This window comes from Monoglobus pectinilyticus (genome assembly GCF_002874775.1).
In the GTDB taxonomy this organism is placed as follows: domain Bacteria; phylum Bacillota; class Clostridia; order Monoglobales; family Monoglobaceae; genus Monoglobus; species Monoglobus pectinilyticus.
The window spans coordinates 2,282,915-2,301,499 of the sequence record NZ_CP020991.1 but is presented as its reverse complement, the minus strand read 5'-3'; the positions used below and the strand labels follow the sequence as shown (position 1 = coordinate 2,301,499).

Here is an 18,585-nt window from a genome sequence, read left to right as displayed (position 1 = left end):
TTAAACCGACCTCAGCGCCAGTAATGCTGAGGTCGGTTTGATATATAATTTATCTTTATAAAGAGGACACAAATATGAAAAAGGTAAAAATAACAGTGTTAAAAACCACCTTAGATAAAGAATTGGCAATGGAATATGGAGCCGATAACTTAACCGCCTGTCCAATGTAAAAAAAAGAACAGGTTTTCTACGCGGATTATGCAAAACCCGATGGATTATGCGACGAGGCCTGGAAAGCTATATATCAGTATGTTTTTGCACTGGCGCATGGCGCGGGGGTGGGTACATTTTATTACGGCGATTGGATAAAGATACCGGGAGTAGCAATTTGCAGCTGTAATGACGGTCTACGGCCGGTTATTTTCAAACTTGAAGCAACTGATGAGGAATCAGCTATTGACTACATACCCGTAAGATAATTATATTTTTTAAATATAAAATCACATAATATGACTCACATTCTTACTAGGCTGTTATACGTCATAATTTCAAATGATTTGTTTTAAATAATAATTGTTTTTCCTATAATACACAAAACATTAATCAAATTCTAAAAAGACATTTACATACCATCATTTACTAAATAAGCTAAAATAAATACAAAACAATACCATATTTATACCGGAGATAAAAATGATTATTAATAAAAATATTGACGGCGGAAAAGGTTTCGATTGGGGGAGGACCTCAAATGATTATGCAAAATTCAGAGATATTTACCCCGATGAATTTTATCAGTATCTAATAAAAAACGGCATCTGCACAAAAGGTCAGAATGTTTTGGATATTGGCACCGGTACCGGTGTTTTACCTCGCAACTTATATAAATACGGAGCAAAATTTACCGGTATAGATATATCAGAAAATCAGATAAAACAGGCTAAACTTCTCGCCGAAAAAGATAAAATGAATATTGAATTTTTCTCTTCTCCTGCCGAAGAACTTCAGTTTAACCCTGAATCATTTGATATAGTCACAGCATGCCAGTGCTTTGATTATTTTAATCACCCTGTGCTTGCTCCTAAAATACACAAAATACTTAAAGCATCAGGTAAGTTTGTAATTTTATATATGGCGTGGCTTCCGTTTGAAGACGCCATAGCAGGAAAAAGTGAAAATCTTATTTTAAAATATAATCCAAATTGGACAGGCGGCAGGGAAACCCGCCATAACATTCAGATTACTGATGATTATACAGAGTATTTCGAAGTAGAAAAAAGCGAAGTGTTTGATATAAACGTGCCTTTTACCAGGAAATCCTGGAACGGACGTATGAAAGCCTGCCGCGGTATCGGCGCCTCACTGGAGGAGGCTGAAATTGAAAAATTTGAGAAGGAACATATAAAAATGCTTGAAACAATTGCTCCTGAAAAATTCGAAATTCTTCATTATGCTGCCGTGACAATTTTAAAGAAAAAATAAAAGAGGATTTATCATGACTATTAAAGAAAATACTTTAGAAATTACAAGCAAATCATTTGACAACAATTCATTTATCCCCAAAAGGCATACCGGATTTGGTGAAGATATATCTCCTCCATTCACTATATCAGGACTAAGCAAAAACGCCGCCTCTATCGCAATTGTTATGGACGACTTAGATATTCCTTTTATAAAAGCATTTAATCATTGGATTATTTGGAATATACCGGCGGTAAATGAAATACCTGAAAACATACCTCATGGAAAACTTGTTACTGCTTTGGGAAACGCAAAGCAAGGGATAGGATACGGGCGTAATCAATACAAAGGACCTAAACAGCCATTTTTTATAAGAAACTGTCATAGATATATATTTCATATTTACGCGCTTGACTGTTTTTTAAATTTGAGTCCCGATTCAAAAAAGAAAGATTTTTTAACGGCGGCAAACGGACATATAATTCAATACGGACATATAACAGGGATATACAAACGCGGAAATTAACTAATAAAATAAAGGTAGAAAATATTATGCAGCAATATAATATAATTAAAACAAAACGGCTTATTTTAAGAAAGTTTAATAAGGATGATACAAAAGCGCTCTTCACTCTTTTAAGTGATAATGAGGTAAACACATTTCTGCCTATGTTTCCTCTTAACAGTATTGATGAGGCAGAAGAATATTTAAACAATATAATTAACTCTAAAGATTTAACCTATGCAATATGTCTGAAATCTAATAATATCCCTATAGGATACATAAAACTCAGCCATGATGAAAGTCATGACCTCGGATATGCAGTAAGAAAAGAATATTGGAATCAAGGGATTACAACCGAAGCCGCGGCCGCATTAATTAAATATTTAAAAACTTTAGATTTGCCGTATATTACGGCAACACATGATATAAAAAATCCCGGCAGCGGTGAAGTTATGAAAAAAGTCGGTATGAAATATAAGTATTCTTATGAGGAACAATGGCAGCCAAAAAATATCAAAGTCATTTTCAGAATGTATCAATTCGATATAAATAATAACAAAGGTTATGTATATAAAAAATACTGGGATAAATATCCGGTGCATTTTATAGAAGAAATATAAAAGCGAACAATAAAATATACAGTATAATCTTTATACATAAAAATAATATAATTAAAAAAAGCTAAGTTTTCAAATATATTACCCATTTTACATAAAACTTTAATTTTTATTTGCTAAACTAATATATAAATACAGCAATTCCGATTTTGTACTACAAATGATTTAAAATTATTATTTAATAATTTTACTGTTAACAATCTATATACTTAGCAAAACTGTTTTTATATTTATATAAAGGACTTTCAAAATCATTTGTAATTTTTAGATATTGGAGAGAAACAAAAATGATTGAAATAAAAAAATACGAAGACAAATATCAAGATGAGGTTATCCGCCTCGTGCTGAGCTGCCAAAATGATGGCACAAGACCAATAGTCAGTATTGCAGACCAACCTGAACTACTAAATATAAACCAGGAATATTTCACAAACGGCGGCTATTTTTGGATTGCATCAGAGAACAATAAACTAGTCGGTACTATTGGACTTATGAACTATGGAAACGATATTGGAATATTAAAAAAATTCTTTGTAAATGAGCAATACCGCGGAAAACCTTATAATTTAGGCAGAAAACTATTTGCTGAATTACTTGATTTTGCATATGAGCATAAATTTAAGGAGCTTGTTCTGGACACTCCCAAAAATACCGAAAGGGCACACAAGTTCTATGAAAAGGCCGGGTTTAATAAGGTTAGTCAGGAAGACTTATCAATAAAATATGACCATCCCTACACAGACAGCGATTTTTTTCAACTAAAATTATCTTAACTCACACCATCAATTTTTATTAATAAAACACATAATATATTTTATATATGACAGCAGCATTTAAATATAAAATTTAATTACCAAACATAGTTTAGTCTGACAATTTTATATATCAGACTAAACTTTATAATTTTGAAAAAATATCAGAACCTCTAATATAAATAATAAAACTAATTCAAAAGAATAATCACAAAAAATTTAAAATTATAATGCCTCATAGAGTTTCGACAATTTATTCAATTAACTAAATTCAAGCAACTGCACAAAATATATTACATATATTCTAAATCCTAAACAAATTTATCTATATAAAAATATTAATTTAAAACGTCGCCCACTTTATTAAATGTCTTAACAACTTCTCTGTTTAATATATCATACTTTTTGTTTTCCAGCATTGGGTCTTCTTTCAAAATTTCTGCCGCAGCTCCTTGGGTCTCTTTGAGAATATCCATGTCAGTAAAAAAGTTCCCGATTTTCATTTCAGGCAAACCATGCTGGCGGGTTCCAAAAAACTCTCCCGGTCCCCTAATCTCCAAATCCTTTTCAGCTATTTTAAACCCATCATTAGTTTCACACATTACCGCCATACGCTCTTTAGCCACACCGCTTTTTTGGTCGCCAAACATGATACAATACGACTGTTCAGCGCCGCGCCCAACCCGGCCCCTAAGCTGATGAAGCTGGGAAAGTCCAAAACGTTCAGCGTTTTCGATAACCATAATGGTTGCATTGGGAACATCAACACCAACCTCAATCACTGTTGTGGCCACAAGCGCGTCTATTTCTCCTGCCGCAAACCGTTTCATTATATCTTCCTTTTCGAAAGACTTCATTCTTCCATGCAAAAGACCAACGCTCTTTCCTCTCAGAACGCCGTTGCTCAATCTTTTTACATAATCAGTCGCCGCTTTTGCACTAACCGCGTCCGAATCCTCCACAAGAGCGCAAACAAAATATGCCTGTCTCCCTTTGTTTAATTCCTGAAGAATAAACTCATACATTTTTGCTCTTCTAGCTTCTGTCAGAGCTATGGTCTTAATTTCTTTTCTTCCCGGCGGAAGCTGATCTATAATGGAAATATCCAAATCCCCGTAAATAACCAAAGATAACGTTCTGGGAATTGGAGTAGCTGTCATAACCAACGTATGACTGTTTATTCCTTTCCCTGCCAATTTTGTTCTTTGGCTGACTCCGAACCTGTGCTGTTCATCAGTTATACTCAAAGCCAAATTAGCAAAATTCACCTTATCCGTGATTACGGCATGAGTTCCAACTATGACCGAAGCTTCACCGCTCTCAATCAGCTCAAGATTTTCTCTTCTTTCCTTAGCCTTCTGTCCTCCGCTTAAAAAAGCAACCTTTATTCCCCACGGTTCAAAATATTTCTTTAAACCGGCAAAATGCTGTTCCGCCAAAATTTCAGTAGGCGCCATCATGACAGACTGATATCCCGATTTTGCCACAGCAAACATGGACGCCGCCGCAACTATTGTTTTACCTGAACCAACATCGCCCTGAACAAGCCTGTTCATCGGAACCGAATTTTTTAAGTCTGCAGATATTTCATTTATAACTCTCTTTTGTGCATTAGTAAGCTCAAAAGGCAGCGAAGCCGCAAAATCCGCAATACATTTCACATTTTCTATAACAACCGCAGACTGTTTGTGTTTATGCGCTTTAACGGTTGCCACACCTAGCTGCAGTTTTAAAAACTCCTCAAAGACCAATCTTCTTCTAGCAGTATAAAAATCATCAAAAGTTTCCGGCATATGTACCGAACGAATAGCTCTCTCTATATCTATTAAATCGTATTTTTGTCTTATCTCTTCAGGAAGGGATTCAGGAAGCTTTTCGCCGAGTTTTAAAACCGCCTGGGTCACGGCGTCTCTGATACTTCTCTGCTGCAATCCACCTGTGGCCGGATATATAGGAACTATTTTCCCCATTTTAGAAGTTCCGCTGTCCACTTTTTCAATTATCGGATTCACCATCTCAGGAGACATTCTCCTATAGGAAACCCTGCCAAAGAAAATATATTCTGCAGACGGGTCCTCCAGCGATTTTTCAACATAAGGAGCATTGAACCAGGTCAGCTGCATAACTCCGCTTCCGTCAGAGAGCCTGGTCTGAATAACCCATGTGCCGTTCCGTGCTCTGAACTTCCTTAAACCCATAGCTAAAACGCCTTTAACGCAAACTGTTTCCCCTTCTGCCAAATCCGAAATATCTTTTATATTTGTCCTGTCTTCAAATCCTCTCGGCAGGTGATATAACAAATCCTCCACGGTGAAAATACCCAGCTTATGAAAAAGCTCGGCTCTTTTTTCTCCTATTCCTTTTAAATACTGCACACTGTCACTAAGCAACATAAAAATCTTCCTTTTAACAGCATTTTTATTTTTTAAAGTCCTGTTTTATCCAGCTTTTATAGCTTTGCATTTTAACAGCCATAATCAGCAATACACGGTTCCATAGAGTTTATTCTTCAATCCAAGCACTGTTCATTTATTATCTCATCAGAGCATAAATCAGTGAAATTTTCGAAAGTCTTTTTAATAAACATTTTAGTACAATCGTAAAGACCATTCTCACCGCTCAGCCAATCTGTCAAACAAAACTATTCACCATTCCACAGTCCAAATTCAAAATAGATGTCGTTTATCTAATTCAATCAAACCAAACAAATTATTACCATAAATATGTACGAAGCTAAAATTTGTCTTATATTTTTCATCAAACCATTTATCAGTTGCTATCATAACTTTCCGATTTTGAATTTTATAAACAAAATGGAGATATAAAGGTTATTATATCTCTGAATATATAAATTATAATTAAAAATAAACTTATTCCACAGCAATTATATAATAATAGACATTCTGACCGCCATAATTTAAATTAACATCTAAATCGGAATATTTGTTCTCTAAATAAGCAGAAAGTTCTGTTGCCTTCTCCTTTTCAATATCCTTGCCGTAATATATAGAGATTACACCGCTGTCCTCGTCTACCAGCTTTTCAGCTAACTCTTTTGCCACCTCATTAACATCAGAGCCTACCACAGACAAATCACTGCCAATAACAGCCATAATATCTCCGTTTTCAACATCCACTCCGTTAATCCTAGTGTCTCTTACTGCATAGGTCACCTGTCCGCATTTCACCAAATCAGCACTCTCATTCATCATAAAAATGTTTTCGTCCAAGTCTGCGTCTTCGTTAAATACTGCGATAGCGGCTATACCCTGAGGCATATTTTTAGTTGGAATAACTATTACATTCACGTCAGTTAGTTCTTTCACCTGCTCAGCGGCAAGTATAATGTTTTTATTATTAGGCAGAACAAAAACGTTTTCAGCTTTAACATCTAAAACAGCGTCTAAAATATCCTGTGTGCTGGGATTCATAGTTTGACCGCCTGCAACTATTTTATCACAGTTAAGACTTTCAAACAATTGGCTCAAACCATCACCTGAAGATACGGCAACAAATCCATATTTCTTCAGTTCGGTTTCATCGTCAGAAAGCTCATCCTCTTCCTGGCTTCCGTTAACAATTTCATTATGCTGATATTTCATATTATCAATTTTTATACTGGTAAGCTCACCAAGCTTCAAAGCCTGTTCCAGCACAAACCCCGGATGATTGGTGTGTATATGAACCTTTACAATTTCATCGTCATCAATGACCAGCATACAATCGCCTTTTTGTTTAATGGCTGCCATCAACTGGGCGGCGCTTCGCTCGCTGTCTTTATTTATCAAAAACTCCGTACAATATCTGAATTTTATATCCGAAGTATCTGCTTCAGCGCTTTTAATTCCCTGAGATGCAATTTGTTTATTATTCGCTTTGCCGCTCTCTTCAAGTTCCGCCGCCTTGCCGCTTTCCAAAGCGCTTACCGCGCCGCCGAGAAGTATTATAACGCCAAATCCTCCGGCGTCGACTACGCCAACCTGCTTTAAAACGGGCAAAATCTCTTTAGTTTTGGCAAGGCTTTTCCTACCGGCCTCAAGAACAGCTTTCAAAAATAAAGTGACATCATCATACTCCACAAAATGAGCTTCTGCATACTCCGCAATTTCACGTATTACGGTTAATATTGTGCCCTCTGTCGGCTTCATAACAGCACGGTATGCGGTGTCTCTGGCTTCACATAAAGCATGCTTCACTCCGCTAACGTCAAGTTCTCCTGATTGTTCAGCTCCCTGCCACAGACCTCTTAAAATCTGTGACAAAATAACACCCGAATTTCCTCTGGCGTTTCTAAGAGCTGACTTTGAAAGAACCCCCAACACTTCAACCGGAGATTTTTTATTATCCAAATCAACAACGCTTTTAGCCGCCGCACTGAACGTCATACTCATGTTAGTTCCAGTATCACCGTCCGGAACCGGAAAAACATTCATATCATTGACTTTCTCGACATTGTTTAGAATCTGATTTGACGCAGAAGCTATCATTAACTTTAAACTTTTACTGTCAAGCTGTATCATTTTATTCTCCTTCTTATAAAATCCGCTCTAATTAACTCTTATTCCCTCAACATTTACGTCAACAGTATTCACATTTAAGCCGGACATTTCCTCAACCTTATATTTCACACTGCTCCTTATAACCTCGCCTATAGCATTGATGTTTGTGCCATACTCAACAATAATATAAAGAGAAATATCTATACCGTTCTCGCCTAACTTTACTTTAACGCCCCTATCCATCATTTCGCGTTTAAGCAGTTTTGCAATACCGTCCTTGCCACCGCTTGTTGCCATTCCCACAACTCCATAACAGCTTGTTGCGGCATAACCGGCTATTTTAGCAATTACGCTGTTCGCTATTTTCACATTTCCTCTTGAATTATCAAACTTTCCGCTCATAATAATACCTCCATTATATTTATATCAGGATACTTTTTAATACTCTCTATATCACGGTGATGACAAGTGAATAATAAACACTGATACCCGTCTTTAATGCAAATTTCTCTGATTACTTCAAGCGCGTCTTTGCTTCTTCCATCATCAAATGTTGTTAAAACATCGTCTAAAAATATTACTGAGTCTGAAGCGCTTAAAGTAAGTTTAATTATTGCCAGTCTAAGTGCCAAATAAATCTGATTATATGTTCCTGTACTAAAAAACTCCGCCTGTTTCAAATCAATATTTTTATCTGTTTCTTTTAAGCTGAGTGAAAAATCTTCTGCCACTTTTATACTGTCATGCTGGCCTCCCGTAAGCCGGGTTAATATTCTTTCTGTCTCTGCATTCAGCAGCGGAGTGTAATCCGACTTAATTTTTGCATACGCCTGGATAAGTCCCTCCTTCGCCGCTTGGTATGATGAATATTCCTCTTCCTTTTCAATAATTTGTTCATCAATAAACTTTATATTATTTTCAATATCAATCAAAGGAATTTCCAAACCTCCGTCTATCTTTAACTGTTTCAGCTCCAAAATACGCCCGGAAATCTTTTCCTTTTCATTTGTTAATGAATCCAGTTTTTGTTCAATATTGTCAGTTTCAGTATTATCGGATTCAATAACAAACTTTCTTTGATTATCGGCCTCTCTCTTTAACTCCTGATAATCGTCTTGACCTAAGAGTTCTTCATAAAGTTCTCTCACCATCTTTATTTTTGCCTTATCCTCAGAATATAACCTAAATTTTTCATTAAAATCATTTAAAGTATCACATTCCAAAATGGATAGACTTTCTGAAAATCTCTTTTCAGTTTCAGAGATCTCTTTTCTTATAAGTGAAAGTTCATTGCCAACACTTATTAAACTTTCTTTTAATTTTACTATATTGTTATGAATAATGCAACCGAAAATAATTCCTGCAGCAATTAGAAATAATACAACTGCTCCTGCTGTTATCCAATAAAATATATTTTTTCCCACTCCGAACACAAAACCTAACGCAGCTAAAATTACAGCCAATCCGGCAGCTCCAATTAAAAAATATAACAGTCTTTTTCTCTTTTTCTTTTCTGCTGCAAAACAGTTTTGTTCAGCTAAAAGTTCTTGCTGCGTCTGATATGCCTTTACCTCAAGTTCATCTATATGTTCAGAATCTGAGCGTAAACTTTCAACCCTCTCAGGAACAGCATTGTGTTTAAAAAGCTGAAACTGCCTTGTGTTAGCAATTTGCATTTCTTTTTGAACACAGCCGTCTATCCTGTCAACACGCAATATTTTTTCTTTTGCCCGCTCGGATTTTTCAACCGCTTCAAGATGCTTTATTTCATCGTCAATTTTTAATTTACGCTGAGTAAGCAAGTTAATCTCTTGATTTACTTCATTTCTCTTTCTCTCAGATGCCCTTTGTTCAGACAGCGTTTTATTTAACTCTATACGTTCTCGGTTAAGCAAATCTATTTCGCCCGGAGCGCTTCTTCCATCTTTCGCCTTTAATCCTGCTATTTTTGTTTCAATCCCACTGACAGCGCTTTTAATCGAAACATCACTTGTACTGCCGCTCTCCAAAAGGTTTATAAGCCTAGCAGTTATTTCATCATCACTGCCCTGCATACAAATACTACTCTGAGTTACCCAAACTGTGCGCTCAAACATCTGCCTGCTCATTCCAAGCAGCAAAACGCCGACGTCTTCAGACTTTATTTCCTTGTTAAAATAATTTTCTCCAGTATTCCTGTCGGTTACTTTTACTATATCTCCGGAAGGACGTTTTCTGAACTCCCGGTATATTTCTATTTCTCTGCCGTCTTTTATCAAAAACAGTTTTCCGGCGGCCTTATTATCCTGCCACGGAATTATCTTCTCTCTGTCTTTTATTTTTTCTCTCTTTCCGCCTCTCGAAGGAATACCAAAGAGCATAAATTTAATAAAAAGCTGAATAGTTGATTTACCAGCTTCATTATCCCCATATATTACGTTCATTCCATCGCTGATATCAATAGAATAGTCAGCAAATTTCCCAAACTTTATTAATTCTAACCGGGTAATTCTAATCTTGCTCACCTCCGTTCCTTATGGTTTAAGCCTGCCTTCTATCGCGTCCAAACCATATTTAACAGCGTTCTCAATAATTCTATATTCACGTGTTCCGTGCACACATTCATCAAGTTTTTTCTGCATCAACCTTATATATTCAGCCCTTAAACTGTTATCCTGGATATCAACCGACAAATCATACTCCATTTCTGTCTCATCTTTGATTTCAACAAAAAAACCAAGCTTTTCGGTCCTGCTTTTCAACAAATCAATATCAATGAAAAAGTCTGATCGAAGTTTACCAATAAGGATTATTCTAAAAATATTTTGATTGCCGTACTCTTTTATCTTACTGTCAATAAGCTCGATTATTTGTTCATTATCAGAAATATCTGCCGTTATCTCAATTTCTAATGTATGATAATTTCTCTTTAAAACTTTACGTAAGTTAAATTCTGAACCCGCTTTTAAAACATTTCCTATAACAACTCCGCTTTCTCCGCTTTCATCAAAGCCGCGCGGCTCAGGTATACCTGGATAAGCCCAATATGTTCTTCCTTCTACATTTATACCGCTAAAAGAATGAACGTGTCCAAAAGCTATATAATCAAATCCTGAGTTTTCTATTTCTTGTTTGGTCACAGGATTATATCTTATTCCGCTCTCAGCAGTACCAGAAACAACATTTCCGTGCATAACAAGTATATTTGAAAATTCAGGATGAAGTGTTTTCGGAGTTTTAATATTGCTTCCGTCCTCGCTGCCAAAGCTTACACCGGAAACTCTTAGGTTAAGATTTTCAAAATCATAAAATCCACCTTCTATGCTGAAAATATGAACATTATCACCTAAACTAATTCTTTCATAAACAGAATTCATATTAAAAGGGTCATGGTTTCCAGCAGCAATTAAGACAGGTATTTCAGAAATCTCGTCAAATTTTCTAACCATAAAGTTAATAGTTTCTTCGCTGACATTTTCACTGTCGAACAAATCGCCTGAAATCAACATAACATCAATTTGTTCGGTCTTAACCATTTCAATTATCCTTGAAAAGACTTCACGCTGTTCGCTTCGCCTAAGTTTTGATTTATTAATTGAAAGGTTCGAGGTAAAGGCAGAATCAAAATGCATATCCGCCATATGCAGTATACGTGCCAAAAACTTCACCTCCTATAAATAAAGCCGCAGAAAAACAGATTCACGCCGCATTTTCAGCCGCCGCTCTGTTTTTTTGCAGCTCATCAGTATAAATAATATTATTCGTCTTCCTCAGGCATATCCCAAGTATGATAAACATTTTGAACATCATCGTTTTCTTCAAGCATATCTATCAGTTTTTCCATTTTGGCAATGTCCTCAGGATTATCTAATTTCGTAGTGGTCTGAGGTATGTAATTTACTTCTGCCTGTGCAAATGTATAGCCTTTGCCTTCCAGTTCTTCTCTGGTCTTGCCCAGCGCTTCCGGAGCTGTCAGGATTTCATAACACTCATCCTCAACATTAAAATCGTCGGCTCCTGCCTCTAAAGCGTCCATCATCAAAGTATCTTCATCAACAGAGTCGGTCTTCTCAATAACTATAAGACCTTTTCTGTCGAACATAAATCCAACGCAGCCGCTCTGTCCTAAATTTCCGCCGTTCTTATCAAAATAGTGTCGAAGGTCTGCCGCCGTTCTGTTTTTATTGTCACTTAAAGTCTCCACCATAACAGCAATGCCGCTCGGGCCATATCCCTCGTATACCATTTCAAGATATGTTCCTGCGTCACCTTCTCCGGCTGCCTTTTTTATGCTCCTTTGAATAGTGTCATTCGGCATATTATTAGCTTTTGCTTTGGCAATAACATCACGCAGCTTAGAATTTGTGTCCGGGTCAGGTCCGCCGTCTTTAACAGCCACCATTAGCTCTCTGCCGATTTTGGTAAATATCTTACCTCTTTTAGCGTCGATTGCTCCTTTTTTTCTCTTTATGGTTGCCCATTTCGAATGTCCTGACATATTTTTTCCTCCTATGTTTTAAATCTCTGTAATTTAAGTCTTTTATCTATATCATAGCATTTGCACAGATGAAATAAAATCATCTGTGCAAATGAATAATAACATATTTATTTTAGTAAAACTAATCCTTCATAACTTCTTTAAGAGTTGTAGCCAGTCCTGCTATACCTTGAATTTGTGACGGCAGTATTATCTTTGTCGCTTTACCGTCGGCCGCTTTAACAAACGCCTCTAAACTCTTGATTGTCAATACAGCCTCACCCGGCTCAGACTCATTAAGCATTCTTATACCGTCTGCAGTAGCCTGCTGAATATTTCTGATTGCATCAGCATCACCTTCAGCAATACGGATAGCCGCTTCTTTATCAGCTTCAGCTTTAAGAATTTGAGCAGCTTTTTCAGCCTCAGCTTCAAGAATTCTGGATTCTTTAACACCTTCAGCAACCAAAATAGCAGACTTCTTTTCACCCTCGGCTCTAAGAATTGCCTCACGTCTTTCACGCTCAGCTTTCATCTGTTTCTCCATTGCTTCACGTATACCTGCCGGAGGGATAATGTTTTTCAATTCAACACGATTAACTTTTATTCCCCATGGGTCGGTCGCTTCATCCAAAATAGAACGCATTTTAGTATTAATTATATCCCTTGACGTCAAACTTTCGTCAAGTTCCATATCACCAATAATATTACGAAGTGTAGTAGCCGTCAGATTCTCAATTGCCGACATAGGCATCTCTACCCCATAGGTATAAAGCTTTGGGTCAGTAATCTGATAGTATACTACAGTATCAATCTGCATTGTAACATTATCTTTTGTTATAACCGGCTGCGGAGGAAAGTCAACTACCTGCTCCTTTAAAGTAACCTTATTCGCTACTCGCTCAATAAGCGGAATTTTAATATGAAGACCAACGCTCCAGGTTGTGCTGTACGCTCCCAAACGTTCAATAACATATGCGTGCGCCTGGGGAACAATCTTTATATTTGCCACAACAAGAACAACAATTATGGCAAGTAATATAATTAGAAATACCATGCTGCTTCACCTCATAAATATATTTTATAAAATCAAATTATTTTCAATAAAATTATGAATTAATAGGTTCTACTACCAGCTTCACTCCTCTGATAGCAATAACCTTAACTATTGTTCCCTCTTCAAGCGGACTTTTATCCTCCGATACAGCTGACCAAACTTGTCCTGCTATTTTTACCTGACCATCATTATTTATATCATCAATTTTTTTAATGACCATAGCCTCTTCGCCTATAAACCTGTCCGCATTTGTTCTCTGCGGCTTTTTCACAGATATCTTTTTGAAAACAGGACGAGTAACGCAAAGCAAAATAGCCGACACTACAACAAAAGTACCGACCTGAAATAAAATACTTGCTCCAAACTGCGCTGCTATTGCCGCTGCAAGTGCTCCTACCGCAAACCACACTGTAACCAACGCAACTGTGGCAGCTTCAATCACAGCGAACAAAACTGCCGCAATTATCCAAAATATACCGGCACTTGTCATAAAATCACCTACAATCTGTTAGTATGCCCTCTTATAACCGCCGCTTCTCTTATTATCAGTGTTCCTCTTCAAATCTTGGAATTTTTCATCGCTGTCTTTTTTGAATTTTTGAAGCATATCGTCAAAACTCAAATCGTCAGTTCTATTCTTATTTGACACGAATTCAAACTCTTCCGGCGGTTGATTGCTGCGGAGACTTGAAGTCCTCTTCTTTGTTCTGTCTTTTGGCTTCTTTTCCGGCTTAGCTTGATTTTCTCCGGATTCCAGCTGCTTTATTGACAAGCTGATTTTGCCGTTATCAACACCGATAACCTTTGCGGAAACAACCTGACCTTTTTTCAAGTGCTGATTAACATCCTCCACAAAAGCGGATGCAATTTCTGAGATATGAATAAGTCCTGACTTTCCTTCAGGCAGCTCAACAAAAGCGCCAAATGACGTAATCCCGGTAACCTTTACATTTAAAACCATTCCAACTTCAATTTGCATACTTACTAAATTTCCCTCCTGAGAGAATACTCTCGCTTATATAAATTAATAATACTCAATTAAAATGTGAGTCTAAAACTCAACTTTAGTTTGTGCTGTTAGCGTCAATATAAACACGCTCATTCGGACCTACAAGTCCCAGCTTCTCTCTAGCCATTCTCTCAAGATATTCCGGGTCATTTACATTTTCAAGCTCTTCCTTCAGCCTTTCAGTTTCCTGGTTAGCCGAAGTAATTTGCTCATTCAGGTTCCGTATCTCGTTATTTTTACGATTGATTGTGCTCTGCTGACCTATCATCATGCAAACAAAATATACACAGAAAACCAGTACGGCTACAGACACAACCAGCCTTTTTATATTGAATTTAACATTCTTAGTCTTTTTTATCGTTTTTGTTGCCCTGCTTTTAACATCCGCAGCGGCCGCGCCTACCGACGAAAAATTTCTGCTGTTTTTATCTGTTCTCCTTGTTTCTCCCGCAGAATTCACCGACGCTCATCCTCCTAACAGCAGTGAAAACTTCACAGCTATTTGATTATGTAATAAATTTACAAACCTACAAGGATATTATATATTATCAAATACGTTTTGTCAATGAAAAAGTCTCTCAAATACTATAATTTACAATACAAAATTACTTGGATATTCTACCCATTATTAGTTATTTTTATAATCACAGCTTTATTATTCATCTTCCTCACTGCTGTTTGTTTTTCTTGCCTTATATCTCATTCTGTTACGAAGCCGCTGTTTAGACACTTTCATCATATCTGACAGCTGTCTTGAGCCGGTCCTTGAATGCCACACTACAACTCCAATCGGCCGCTTAATTAAAGCTGCTATAAATCTAACAGGCCACATTATAATTTTTATTAGAAAACAGAAGGCCCTGACAAAATATGAATAACATTTTCTAAACACGTTCATAAGTTTGTCGCCGAGCAATAGTTTATAAATAAGCGCCCCCAGTCCTATTCCAAAAAAACTGTACCATCTTATCATACCGGCATTCTGTCTGAATGCAAGCAAGTATACGAGCACCCCTAAAACGCAAAACCAAACTATATCTTCTATATATATAAATAATCCAACCTGCTTTTTTTCTCTTCTTCTAGCTCTCAAAAAGTCATAAACTATTGTCATTGCAACGCCGCATATCATTGACCAAAAAAAGTAATTTAATTCGTTTGCTTTTGTAATTGTATCCATCTGTTTTTCCTCCGTAATTTATTTATCTAAAAAGTTTTCCGAAAAATCCTGAGCCTCCCCTGTCGTCATTATCTGCAACTTCCATATATTCCACCTTGTCTACCTCTCCGTCGATAATTAGCTGTCCGTCCTCAACGCTCAAACGGTTAACCTTAAAATCAAATCCGGAGACTATCATTACGCCCATGCTTGTATAAACTACTACTTTTTCTTCATTAAAGCTCTCCACGTCCTCAACGCAATTTATTTTTATTCGTTTTCGGTCTTCAATAGTGACAGTATGTCTTCCCATTGATTCATTGTTCTCCATAAAAGTTCTTCCCTTCTCTTAAAATGTTTTAATTAATCCAGTTATATCATTCATATTCATAATCTTTCATTAATATGAAGAAAACTAAAAAAATGGGTGTAAAATCAAATTATTGATTTTACACCCATTTAATTTTTATTAATATAACTTTTATAGAGGTATTATAAGCTGTCAAAATTTGAAAACTGATTTATTGGAAATGTTATAATATATGGACAGAAATTTTAAGGCAAATATAAGATCAACTATAAATAAAAATGTGGTTTTGCAAGCTTCGAAGGGCAGATGAAATCTGCCGCGTAAGGCGCGCGCCGCGGAAAAGTTTATTATTAAAAAACTATGTCAATTTATTCTAAGTATGTTCATACTTCACGTGATATGGCTGATCACCTCACTCGGTGTTCAAGAATATACACCACAACTAAGTAATTTTTTGAAAGTGTAGGTTTATCAAACAATCCGCTTAATATTAACATAAACTTTTTTATAATAGCTTTTCCGCGGCTGCGCGCCTTACGCGGCAAACTTCGTTTTCCCTACCGATGCTTGCAAAACCACATTTTTATTTATTTTCATTATAGTTATTTTCGTTAACTTGTTTTACTTTATCAAATAAGTTGAACATACGATATTTATATAATCCATATGTATTTTGCGCTTCTTTAAGTACAAAGTCATAGTATAGATTCGTATGTAAGATTTTTTGTTATTAGAATCAGCGCCGGTAATAATCTTGTTTGACAAATCTTAATTATTAGACGCTGTATTTTATCCTAATACCTAATACTTATTTTAACCTAATATTAAGAGCTATAACTTAAAAATCGGCAGAGTGATTATTACTCTGCCGATTTTGAATTTATAAAGTATATTTTATGTAGTTTATGAAAAATATTCTGATAATATATTTACTGCGTTTTCTTTTATCATTATCTCGCCCAATTCATTGAGTCTGCCGTGAGATATAAGCGTCTTAGACTGTTTATCGGAAAACTCAAGCATAACCTTTTCTATCCCAATAATAGAAGAGCTGTCTGTTGGAAGAAGCAGCATATAATATGAATCTTCAAGTTTATAAAGAGTGCTTTCTCCCTCAAAATCCCGATAAACCGCACTTGCAGCCTGGCAAACATTTTCAAAATCACAAAACCTGAATATACGTTTCCCCAAAGCCCTTTTTATACACTCATTCCTCCCAGGCGTCAATTTTCTTTTTTTGACACGACCCTTATATGAACAATTTGAAACAGCCAAATTTAGGTCATTATCACTAAATATCTTAGTTATAAGCATTCCAAACCCCTCTGTCTGTCCCGGTATAGCCTCAACAAATAATTTTGCTCCGTCAACTGAAAATTCCACATCCTTCTCGGCAAGACGAAGCGCTGTCCAAAACATCTCCTGAATTTCAGGTGTATTTGACGCTATGTTCTTTATATTCACATTCCACTCTTTCGCTTCGTCAATGTCGATTAAAACCTTTATTTTATTCTCATTGATCTTCTCAATCTTCATAAAACAATCTCCCTGAAAATTTTTCTGCTATAATAACCACAAAAAATATTAGTCTAATCGATATACAAAATACGAAACAGACAAATTATAGCAAATGGTAATTTAAAGTACGGCAGTTTTTAACCACCCGGCCGATACTCAATAAAATCTATGTTAATATAGAATTAATTATAACTAAAAATTTTTTTATTTCAATCCTAAATATTTGGAAATAATAATTTGTTATTAGGTTGTAAAGTTCCCGAAACGCCCTGTAACATTAACGAAATGAATTTCTTAAATACAAAACCAAAAATTTGTAACAAAAAAAATCAAAAAAATGTTGTATTTTTAAAAAAATATGATATAATATGATATGAATTAAATATTTCCCTGCGTTGTACGTATTTATGGCAATAATGTAAAACCAACAATTTTTATAAGGGATCAAAACTTCAGTAAGCGGCGCACATGCCTCATACCTTTGGGTATTCAGTGGACTTGTAATGCTTTTGAGTCGATCCCACCTGGTTTCCAGGTTTTTACCTTATCCATTCTACGGCAATCGTGGGGTATATTTATTTTTTGACTTTTTTCTTTTTTTGGTAATAGTTACAAATTTGTTTAAAACGCTTGACAAAATTACAAATTTGATATATAAATATATAGAATATATTACTTAACTCTATTTCCGGCAAGGGGGACTTTGTTTTGCGTATTATATCTGGTAAAAAACGCGGATATAAGCTCGCTTCTCCGCTCGGTGACGGCACTAGACCAACTACAGATAGAGTTAAAGAATCCCTGTTTAATATAATTCAAATGCGTTTTCCATGCCGTTTGGTTTTGGATTTGTTTGCAGGAAGCGGCGCCCTTGGTATAGAGGCGTTAAGCCGCGGAGCAGACTGCGCTGTATTTGTCGAAAATAGTCGCAAATCCGCAGAATTGGTAAACAATAACCTTAATGGTTCAGGTCTTCAGGAGTTTTCTGTCCTATATCAGACTGACGCAATTAATTTTTTGGATAAGCTATATGACGGGGACGTTATGGTAACTTTAGACGGCAAAAGTATTCCGTTTAAATTAACACACGGATTTGATATTATTTTTTTAGATCCCCCATATAATAAGGGGCTTCTTGTTAAATCTCTGAATAAGATTTATGAATACAATCTTTTATCAGAGAATGGAATTATAGTAGCCGAAACTGAGACAGACGGCGAAGACATAACAAGTACCGGGTTTGACATTTTAAAATCATCCAGATATGGCAAAACGGTAATAACGGTTATGCAGAGGTGATTA

The 18,585-nt window shown here is 36.1% G+C and carries 18 protein-coding genes, 1 other RNA gene and 1 pseudogene; 7 read left to right on the top strand and 13 right to left on the bottom strand.

What is annotated here, in order from left to right; translation table 11 throughout:
- Positions 1 to 74: 74 nt before the first annotated feature.
- From B9O19_RS09735 to B9O19_RS09715, 5 genes and pseudogenes are all read left to right on the top strand, one after another.
- A pseudogene (locus tag B9O19_RS09735) lies at positions 75 to 419 on the top strand (TIGR04076 family protein).
- 214 nt (positions 420 to 633) lie between these two features.
- The gene (locus B9O19_RS09730; protein ID WP_102366230.1) at positions 634 to 1,422 is read left to right on the top strand and encodes a class I SAM-dependent methyltransferase; all 789 of its coding nucleotides are present in this window, start codon (positions 634 to 636) and stop codon (positions 1,420 to 1,422) included.
- A gap of 13 nt (positions 1,423 to 1,435) precedes the next feature.
- A complete protein-coding gene (locus B9O19_RS09725) occupies positions 1,436 to 1,927 on the top strand; it encodes a YbhB/YbcL family Raf kinase inhibitor-like protein (protein ID WP_102366229.1) in 492 nt (163 codons plus the stop codon).
- A gap of 26 nt (positions 1,928 to 1,953) precedes the next feature.
- Positions 1,954 to 2,526 (top strand): GNAT family N-acetyltransferase, encoded by a 573-nt coding sequence (locus tag B9O19_RS09720; RefSeq protein WP_102366228.1) that lies wholly within the window; start codon positions 1,954 to 1,956, stop codon positions 2,524 to 2,526.
- Between the two features lie 284 nt (positions 2,527 to 2,810).
- On the top strand, positions 2,811 to 3,296 hold the full coding sequence (locus B9O19_RS09715; RefSeq protein WP_102366227.1) for a GNAT family N-acetyltransferase: 486 nt from the start codon (positions 2,811 to 2,813) through the stop codon (positions 3,294 to 3,296).
- A 317-nt stretch (positions 3,297 to 3,613) separates the two neighbouring features.
- Here B9O19_RS09715 and recG read toward each other — a convergent pair whose 3' ends face one another.
- The 13 genes from recG to B9O19_RS09650 form a co-directional block, all read right to left on the bottom strand.
- Positions 3,614 to 5,668 carry an ATP-dependent DNA helicase RecG gene (recG, locus tag B9O19_RS09710; RefSeq protein ID WP_102366226.1) on the bottom strand — a complete coding sequence of 685 codons (2,055 nt, stop codon included), beginning with the start codon at positions 5,666 to 5,668 and terminating at the stop codon, positions 3,614 to 3,616.
- 477 nt (positions 5,669 to 6,145) lie between these two features.
- Complete coding sequence (locus tag B9O19_RS09705) at positions 6,146 to 7,795, bottom strand: DAK2 domain-containing protein (RefSeq protein ID WP_102366225.1); 1,650 nt, start codon at positions 7,793 to 7,795, stop codon at positions 6,146 to 6,148.
- Positions 7,796 to 7,822: 27 nt separating this feature from the next.
- Positions 7,823 to 8,176 (bottom strand): Asp23/Gls24 family envelope stress response protein, encoded by a 354-nt coding sequence (locus B9O19_RS09700; RefSeq protein ID WP_102366224.1) that lies wholly within the window; start codon positions 8,174 to 8,176, stop codon positions 7,823 to 7,825.
- Positions 8,173 to 10,278 carry an ATP-binding protein gene (locus B9O19_RS09695; protein WP_102366223.1) on the bottom strand — a complete coding sequence of 702 codons (2,106 nt, stop codon included), beginning with the start codon at positions 10,276 to 10,278 and terminating at the stop codon, positions 8,173 to 8,175. Before B9O19_RS09695 ends, B9O19_RS09700 begins: the two co-directional genes overlap by 4 nt.
- A 9-nt stretch (positions 10,279 to 10,287) precedes the next feature.
- Complete coding sequence (locus B9O19_RS09690; RefSeq protein WP_102366222.1) at positions 10,288 to 11,412, bottom strand: metallophosphoesterase family protein; 1,125 nt, start codon at positions 11,410 to 11,412, stop codon at positions 10,288 to 10,290.
- Between the two features lie 98 nt (positions 11,413 to 11,510).
- Positions 11,511 to 12,251: a YebC/PmpR family DNA-binding transcriptional regulator gene (locus B9O19_RS09685; protein ID WP_102366221.1), complete on the bottom strand. Its 741-nt coding sequence runs from the start codon at positions 12,249 to 12,251 to the stop codon at positions 11,511 to 11,513.
- 121 nt (positions 12,252 to 12,372) lie between these two features.
- On the bottom strand, positions 12,373 to 13,287 hold the full coding sequence (locus B9O19_RS09680; protein WP_102366220.1) for an SPFH domain-containing protein: 915 nt from the start codon (positions 13,285 to 13,287) through the stop codon (positions 12,373 to 12,375).
- 52 nt (positions 13,288 to 13,339) lie between these two features.
- Positions 13,340 to 13,777 carry an NfeD family protein gene (locus tag B9O19_RS09675; protein WP_102366219.1) on the bottom strand — a complete coding sequence of 146 codons (438 nt, stop codon included), beginning with the start codon at positions 13,775 to 13,777 and terminating at the stop codon, positions 13,340 to 13,342.
- An 18-nt stretch (positions 13,778 to 13,795) separates the two neighbouring features.
- A complete protein-coding gene (locus tag B9O19_RS09670) occupies positions 13,796 to 14,266 on the bottom strand; it encodes a S1 RNA-binding domain-containing protein (RefSeq protein WP_102366218.1) in 471 nt (156 codons plus the stop codon).
- An 85-nt stretch (positions 14,267 to 14,351) separates the two neighbouring features.
- Complete coding sequence (locus tag B9O19_RS09665; protein ID WP_102366217.1) at positions 14,352 to 14,756, bottom strand: FtsB family cell division protein; 405 nt, start codon at positions 14,754 to 14,756, stop codon at positions 14,352 to 14,354.
- A 195-nt stretch (positions 14,757 to 14,951) separates the two neighbouring features.
- Complete coding sequence (gene yabQ, locus B9O19_RS09660; RefSeq protein ID WP_102366216.1) at positions 14,952 to 15,476, bottom strand: spore cortex biosynthesis protein YabQ; 525 nt, start codon at positions 15,474 to 15,476, stop codon at positions 14,952 to 14,954.
- A 22-nt stretch (positions 15,477 to 15,498) separates the two neighbouring features.
- Complete coding sequence (gene yabP / locus B9O19_RS09655; RefSeq protein WP_102366215.1) at positions 15,499 to 15,786, bottom strand: sporulation protein YabP; 288 nt, start codon at positions 15,784 to 15,786, stop codon at positions 15,499 to 15,501.
- Positions 15,787 to 16,668: 882 nt separating this feature from the next.
- Positions 16,669 to 17,301: an adaptor protein MecA gene (locus B9O19_RS09650; RefSeq protein WP_102366214.1), complete on the bottom strand. Its 633-nt coding sequence runs from the start codon at positions 17,299 to 17,301 to the stop codon at positions 16,669 to 16,671.
- A gap of 366 nt (positions 17,302 to 17,667) precedes the next feature.
- Between B9O19_RS09650 and ssrS the strand changes: the two genes are divergently transcribed.
- Positions 17,668 to 17,858: non-coding RNA, 6S RNA (gene ssrS / locus B9O19_RS09645), on the top strand.
- Between the two features lie 133 nt (positions 17,859 to 17,991).
- Positions 17,992 to 18,582 carry a 16S rRNA (guanine(966)-N(2))-methyltransferase RsmD gene (rsmD, locus tag B9O19_RS09640; protein WP_158648978.1) on the top strand — a complete coding sequence of 197 codons (591 nt, stop codon included), beginning with the start codon at positions 17,992 to 17,994 and terminating at the stop codon, positions 18,580 to 18,582.
- Positions 18,583 to 18,585: the final 3 nt, after the last annotated feature.